3 protein-coding genes and 6 pseudogenes are annotated in these 5,915 nt (G+C 56.1%); 4 read left to right on the top strand and 5 right to left on the bottom strand.

Features of this window, described 5'->3' with window-relative positions; translation table 11 throughout:
- A partial coding sequence (locus KPG66_RS13485; RefSeq protein WP_237071164.1) for a 2-hydroxycarboxylate transporter family protein occupies positions 1-283 on the top strand: 283 nt, incomplete at its 5' end.
- Positions 284-357: 74 nt separating this feature from the next.
- On the opposite strand, the gene KPG66_RS13480 is transcribed toward KPG66_RS13485, so the two are convergent.
- Together KPG66_RS13480 and KPG66_RS17780 are read right to left on the bottom strand one after the other, a co-directional pair.
- Positions 358-564, bottom strand: coding sequence for a hypothetical protein (locus KPG66_RS13480; RefSeq protein WP_442929444.1), 207 nt, complete (start codon positions 562-564; stop codon positions 358-360).
- Positions 565-638: 74 nt separating this feature from the next.
- A pseudogene (locus tag KPG66_RS17780) lies at positions 639-1,042 on the bottom strand (transposase); the annotation flags it as partial.
- Positions 1,043-1,431: 389 nt separating this feature from the next.
- Here KPG66_RS17780 and KPG66_RS13470 point away from each other — a divergent pair.
- Together KPG66_RS13470 and KPG66_RS13465 are read left to right on the top strand one after the other, a co-directional pair.
- Positions 1,432-2,604, top strand: coding sequence for a hypothetical protein (locus tag KPG66_RS13470; protein WP_237071162.1), 1,173 nt, complete (start codon positions 1,432-1,434; stop codon positions 2,602-2,604).
- Positions 2,605-2,646: 42 nt separating this feature from the next.
- Positions 2,647-3,238: pseudogene (locus tag KPG66_RS13465) on the top strand (ISNCY family transposase); the annotation flags it as partial.
- 87 nt (positions 3,239-3,325) lie between these two features.
- Here the strand turns inward: KPG66_RS13465 and KPG66_RS13460 are convergent.
- The 3 pseudogenes from KPG66_RS13460 to KPG66_RS13450 all read right to left on the bottom strand — a co-directional run.
- A pseudogene (locus KPG66_RS13460) lies at positions 3,326-3,787 on the bottom strand (IS5/IS1182 family transposase); the annotation flags it as partial.
- Between the two features lie 44 nt (positions 3,788-3,831).
- Positions 3,832-4,137, bottom strand: a pseudogene (locus KPG66_RS13455) (IS66 family transposase); the annotation flags it as partial.
- Positions 4,138-4,199: 62 nt separating this feature from the next.
- Positions 4,200-4,573: pseudogene (locus tag KPG66_RS13450) on the bottom strand (hypothetical protein); the annotation flags it as partial.
- A 550-nt stretch (positions 4,574-5,123) separates the two neighbouring features.
- Here KPG66_RS13450 and KPG66_RS13445 point away from each other — a divergent pair.
- Positions 5,124-5,790, top strand: a pseudogene (locus KPG66_RS13445) (helix-turn-helix domain-containing protein); the annotation flags it as partial.
- Positions 5,791-5,915 lie beyond the last annotated feature (125 nt).

Raw genomic sequence — 5,915 nt, 5'->3', positions numbered from 1 at the left:
AGCGTTGCTCGCTGCGCTGACTTTAGCGCATTTTGTCACCACCCTGGTGACCGTGCTTACGCTGATGATCACCGGCTTTTTTGTTGGACACTGGATCAAACTATCGGCAACCGAAAGTGCAATGATTAACGCGTGCCATAGCGGCATGGGAAGCACGGGCGATTTGGCTATTCTCACGGCGGCAAATCGTCTGCCGCTCATGCCCTTTGCGCAGCTTGCCACACGGATGGGTGGAGCGATGACCGTGATCTTGGCGTTGGGGCTGATGGAACAATGCGAATAGCAACCTTGCCTCATAGCACAATGTCGGGATATGTGAGGCGCGTTCACTCACCGCTCTAGACATGACTCCTAGCCCTAAACAAATAGCAATCGCTCGCGCAGAACGTCGCAGATGCAATGGGGCCGGAAACCCAAAAATTCTGTCAATGTGGCGGCTGTGCTCAGGCACACGCCCAAGGCAACGCAAACGTGGCTGATCGTCTCGAAGCGCGGTTCGCTGCCGGGCCGAGGCGCTTTGTACAGGGCTTCGCGTGCGATGCCGGAGTACGCGCTAGGCAACACGGAGCGGTAGGGCGGCGACGCGAACAATCCGCAAGCGCGCTAGTCTGCGATGCAAGGCGCTCCCGTTAAAATGGCCTTGGATCTCGCGCACGCTCATACATGCTGATAACGTGATTGTCAAAACCGGGCAGCCGGGGCTGATATTTACCCACCAGCTGTGGCTCGAACCTGGCTCGCCGATCACGGGGATAGCCAACTTCAGTTCGCCACTGAACATGATCACCGTCTTGGGTCGGGTCCCATTGCGATGATTGCCACCTTGCCTTGCTTGACTTCGCTTTCCAGGTGGTGGGTCAGTTCCGCCGCGAACATGCGCTCAGCCAGTTGCTTCTTCAGTTGCCCGGCTAAGCCCGATTCGCCCAAATCGACTCGGCATCCTTGCTTTGCACCTGCGCCAACAGTTGGTCAATCAGTTCATCGGGGATCAGCTGTGGCGCCTTCGGGTTTTGCTCTTCCTCGTCACTGTTGCTTCGGTCATAGCACGTTTATTTCCGTTCTCGCAGCGAAAGCAACGAATCTGCATTTGCAGCGTGACGTGACGGCTACTGCACGGTAAGTTTTCAACACCTTGTTGGTACCCTCCGTGTATCCTGAAACGTGTCACTCCACAAGCCGTGCAGTGCGCAACAAGGCCTTATATACTTGACGTGTCATGACGCGACGTCCCCTCTACTTAACTAACTCTCACCCGCTGGGAGACGCTTCACTTTTAACGTCTGGGCTTCATTCTGCGCTATTATAGGCACAGCAACACGCTTATAATCTAACCGAAGCATGCCATTTCACTCTCTGCGTGGGCAACATAGCTTTCTCTCGAATACTAAATTGTCGGCAAAACTGCTGTGGAATCCAACAGGAGTTTATAAAATGAAACTGGCTATCACTGCTTACCAGGCCAAGTTCGAAGCGCAGAACGCGAATAGGCGAACTTCGCTGACCCATGATCCATCATCGTCTGAGAGCGCGTCCTCTGCATCGACCAGCTCATTATCCAACACCGACGCGTTTAAGGCAATACGAAATAAGCTCAATGAGAATCTTAGCGTCGCTAACGCTAAAGGACATTCCCTTGCCGCCGCTTGGGCCAAAGGGCATTTCGTGCGGGAGAAGATCGTCAAGGTACAAAGCCACCGTCCGGGAATCATCCAAATTACGATCAAAGGCGGCTCTTTCGGTACGATCCTCTCAGACACGCCACTTAAAAGGATCCAAGAGAAGCTTCCGAGTGATAAAGATGGGAATATCGCGACCTACAATATGCTTATCGTAAAAGGCGGAGCGGAGTCTGGTAAAGTAATCGGCACAAAGGAAGGGGAACCGCCGAAGCCCCCCTCCGAGCTTGCAGTGGCAGCGCCGAAAGGGTCCGCCTTCATTAACGGCGGGTACTTCGTGCACAAAACCAACCTTGAAATTGTTCAAGGAAACGATAAAAAATTAGCAAAGGAGGATGACATTGGCAAGCCGGTGGGCCCAACCGCAACTCGGCCCGACTATGTCGACGTTGCTCTGCCTTGGCAGAATGACTATGGTCAATTGCTGCAAGACGGTAAAGTCGGCATCACGAGCGGTCCGGTGCTCGCATTGAATGGGCAGAAGACGGAGTTGGACAGCAACGCTGACCGGTTTCAATATCGCAACGCAAACGAGGAAAATCCATTAAACAAATTTGCCGGCGCGCTGACTCATGCCAGCGACCGCAATGAACGGGCCGCGGTGAGTGTGCGTCCCGGAGTGCCTGGCGAACCAAGTGACTTAGTCATGCATACGCTGACAACAACAAAAGGCAAACGAGATCTGGGTGTGGAAATGGTTTTATGGCAAGATATCACGGCAACCGGTGCTGATCCAGCAGGAAAATATAAAAACCTTGATAAGGGGATTGGCGTTTCCACGCTCAATTTAGATGGTGGTGGTTCTATATATCTCGGTATCAGCGATAAGGATAAGGTGAGGGAACTTGCCAGAAGCGGACAAGCCGACATCCGGCCTGTCGCCAATATAATTTCTGCCCAGCCCGCGGAAAAGACACCGAAGGAGTGAACCGCGTGCTGCCGTTGGCATGAAATTTGCTTCTCGATGGTCAAGGGGACGGTTCGCCGGTTGATGACACAGGCCGGCTTATGGGTGTCACGACGGCAGCGTCCACCCAAGCTCTACCAACCGCGGGCTCAGCGCGCATGCCTGAGCGAGTTAATCCAGATTGACGGCAGTGAGCATCCGTGGTTCGAGGACCTGGCGCCGCAATGCACGCTGCTGATGTACGCGGACGATGCGACGAGCCGGCTGATGCATCTGCGCTTCACGGCGACTGAATCGACGTTCAGCTACTTTGAGGCGACGCGAGCCTACATCGAGCGCCACGGCAAGCCTAGCGCGTTGTACAGTGACAAGGCGAGCGTGTTTCGCAATACGAGTGCCAGCAAGACCGGCAGCAACATGACACACTTTGGCTGAGCAATGTACGAGTTGAACATCGATACGCTCTGCGCAAACAGCAGTTCGGAAGGGGTGCGTAAAGCGCGCCCATCTGACACTGCAGGACCGGCTCGTGATGGAGCTGCGGCTGCGTAGCATCAACACGGTGGCCGAAATGAATGCGTATGCGCCCTTTTTCATGGCAGCCTACAACGCACGCTTCGGCAAGCCGCCCAAGAGCGGGTTTGATGCGCACCGGCCGCTGTCAAAGCTGTAGTTTACTCAACGCTTGTTTCAGCTCGTCGTTTCTTTGGGCTTTTTGCATTAAGTAGTCCGTCCTGAACAATTAACGTTGCTCTGCGGTAAGTTCATGCCGCCGACCCCATGTAAGCCTGTCGATTAAGCAGAGCAGGGCGTAAAAAAGCCGCAGCTTCCTGAGAATCATCCGCAGGTTGTGGCCGGCGCCGCACAGCACCGCGTGGATTGCATCGCCCAGCGCACCCTTGAGCCAATTTCGATCGAGCTTGCCGTCGGCCTTCATGTGTCCGATGACCGGCTCGATCGCGCTGCGACGTCGGATCATTGCGCGCAAGCCTCGCGTGATACCGCGTCGCAAACCCGGGTGATAGACTTTCATGCCGTCGATCGCTACGCCCTTGTAGCCGCGGTCGACAACAGCGATCTGCGGTTGCACCTCGCTCAGGATCGCCGCTTGTTCCAACGCTTCGGCCAGCGTGTGCCCATCGTAGGGATTGCCTGGCATCGAACAAGCTCCGACTACCCAACCCTCCCTGTGCGTGGTCGTAATGTAAGCCCCCGGCAAAGACATCCCTGGAGGTAAATGGCCGTCAATCAAGCTGGGGCTGGCGCCCAGCGATGTGGTAGCAGGGCGGCGATGTCGTCGGCTCGATGGGTGGGCAATCGATTGAGCACGTCTTTGAGATAGAGGTACGGGCCGTGACCATTGAGCTGCGCGGATCGAATCAGGCTCATGATTGTTGCGGCGCGTTTCCCAGCGCGCAACGAACCAGCAAACAACCCGTTCGAGCGACCGATGGCCCAAAGACGAATCTGATTTTCCAACCAGTTATTGTCGATGGGCACATGCCCATCGACTAGATAACGCGTAAGTGCCTCCCAGCGCTTGAGACTGTAGTTGTCAATGCCGGGAGCAAATTGGCTCTTCCACACGTTGTGGGAACCGGCAGGCCAGCGGCATGGACGACCCGCGCTTGCCGCTGGCTAGCTGCGGACAGCGGCCCGTTAAAGGGCGCCAGCGGGCATACTTGCCGCCGATGGAGCCGTCGTCCTTGCGCGAGACCCAGTGGCTCCCGGGCTGCGGGTCGACCAGGAAGGCATTGAACTGCTGTAGATCCTCGTGTGTGAGCGACGACAATGGCTTGCCCCGTTGCACGACGGCCCACAGCATGAGCCGCTCAGCCTCCTTACGGTAGGTGTCGAACGTGGTTTTCGTGTCGGCGTAATTAGACAGCCAGGCGCGCACGGCGTCCAGGTCGTGGTGCGCGGCGAGCTGCGCGCTCTCGCGCCTGCCGCGATTGGTGCTGTTGCGCCTGTCTAGGCGCTCGGGCAACACGAGTGCCTAGACCGGTGGCACGGTAGTGAACGAGATGAGGGACACGGTTCGGGTGTGGGGACGGTGAAGTTAAACGGGACACGACAAAAACGCTTAGCTACGCTGCGGATTGCGGCAACCACGCATGTGTCGTTCTCATTTCCGCATGGAGGGCTATGCTCGGTTAAGTAGTTCACCCGTGTGCGGTCGCCCTTTCACTAACACGCGCTGCCTTTCACACGCGCTGCCTTTCGGCAAGAGCTGCTCACGGGGGCTTCGTTGCCCGATCGCGGCGCAACTGGCCGGTGACAACGGTGCATGCTATGGCAGCCGGACGCAGCACGAGCTTGGCGTGGTTAGCACGTGAAGTAGGGGCCTAAGCCCTAATGCCGTTCAGTTGCAGTGAACTAGGCTAAATCTGACAGTGGTTGGTTTTTCATGCTGGTGCGTATTGCCGCGCAGGGCGTAGTCCGTAGCGGCAAGGCACACTGCGAACCGTAAGAAGTCCGCCATGACTCAGGAACATAAAGTCATCTGCACCAAGGTCAGCATGCTCGAACTGGCTCGGTAGCTGGGCAACGTCAGCCAAGCCTGTCGCGTGATAGGTTACTCACGCGACAGCTTCTACCGATTCAAGGAAATGTACGATAAGGGCGGCGAAGCGGCGCTGGAGGAAATCTCCCACCGCCGCCCGCTGTCCAAAAACCGCGTGGATCCGCAGGTCGAGGCGGCCGTGGTTAAACTGGTCCTGGAACTGCCCGCTTATAATCAGACGCTGAAGGTCTCGCCTCAGGGCGTTCACAGCATCTGGCTGCGTCACGATTTGCAGACCATGAACGAAGCGTCTGAAGGCGCTGGAGGCACAAGAGCTGGTATTGACCGAGGCTCAGCTGGTTGCGCTGGAGCGCGCCAAACGGGAAAAAGAGGCCCATGGCGAGTTCGAGTCCGAATGTCCAGGCTACTGTGGCGCACAGAACACATTTTATGTCGGCAGCTTCAAAGGCGTAGGCTGTATCTATCAACAGGCCTTTGTCGACACCTACTCGAAGCTGACATTCGCCAAGCTCTACGATCGCAAGACGCCCCTGCCAGCGGCTGACCTGTTCAGCGATCGCGTCGTTCCATTCTTCGACAGTTTCGCCCTCCTGCTGCTGCGTGTGCTCACGGATCGCGGCACCGAATACTGTGGCAAGCTCGAGCATCACGAATATGAGCTGTGTCTGGCCTTGGAAGACATCCTCCCCGCTTTAGGAAAGACCCTCGTACTCGGTATAATTTTCATAAAACAATGCGCCGTGAAAATTTTTCATTTTTTCAACATGCTAATTTTTTATGCTGTATCCATTTAGTAATCCACACTAGT

The organism is Mycetohabitans sp. B2 (assembly GCF_021733735.1).
Classification (GTDB): Bacteria; Pseudomonadota; Gammaproteobacteria; order Burkholderiales; family Burkholderiaceae; genus Mycetohabitans; species Mycetohabitans rhizoxinica.
This window is presented reverse-complemented; position numbering and strand designations above follow the sequence as displayed.

Bases quoted from the DNA above. Each gene is read 5' to 3' on its own strand.
- KPG66_RS13470 (WP_237071162.1), top strand. From the start codon at position 1,432: ATGAAACTGGCTATCACTGCTTACCAGGCCAAGTTCGAAGCGCAGAAC.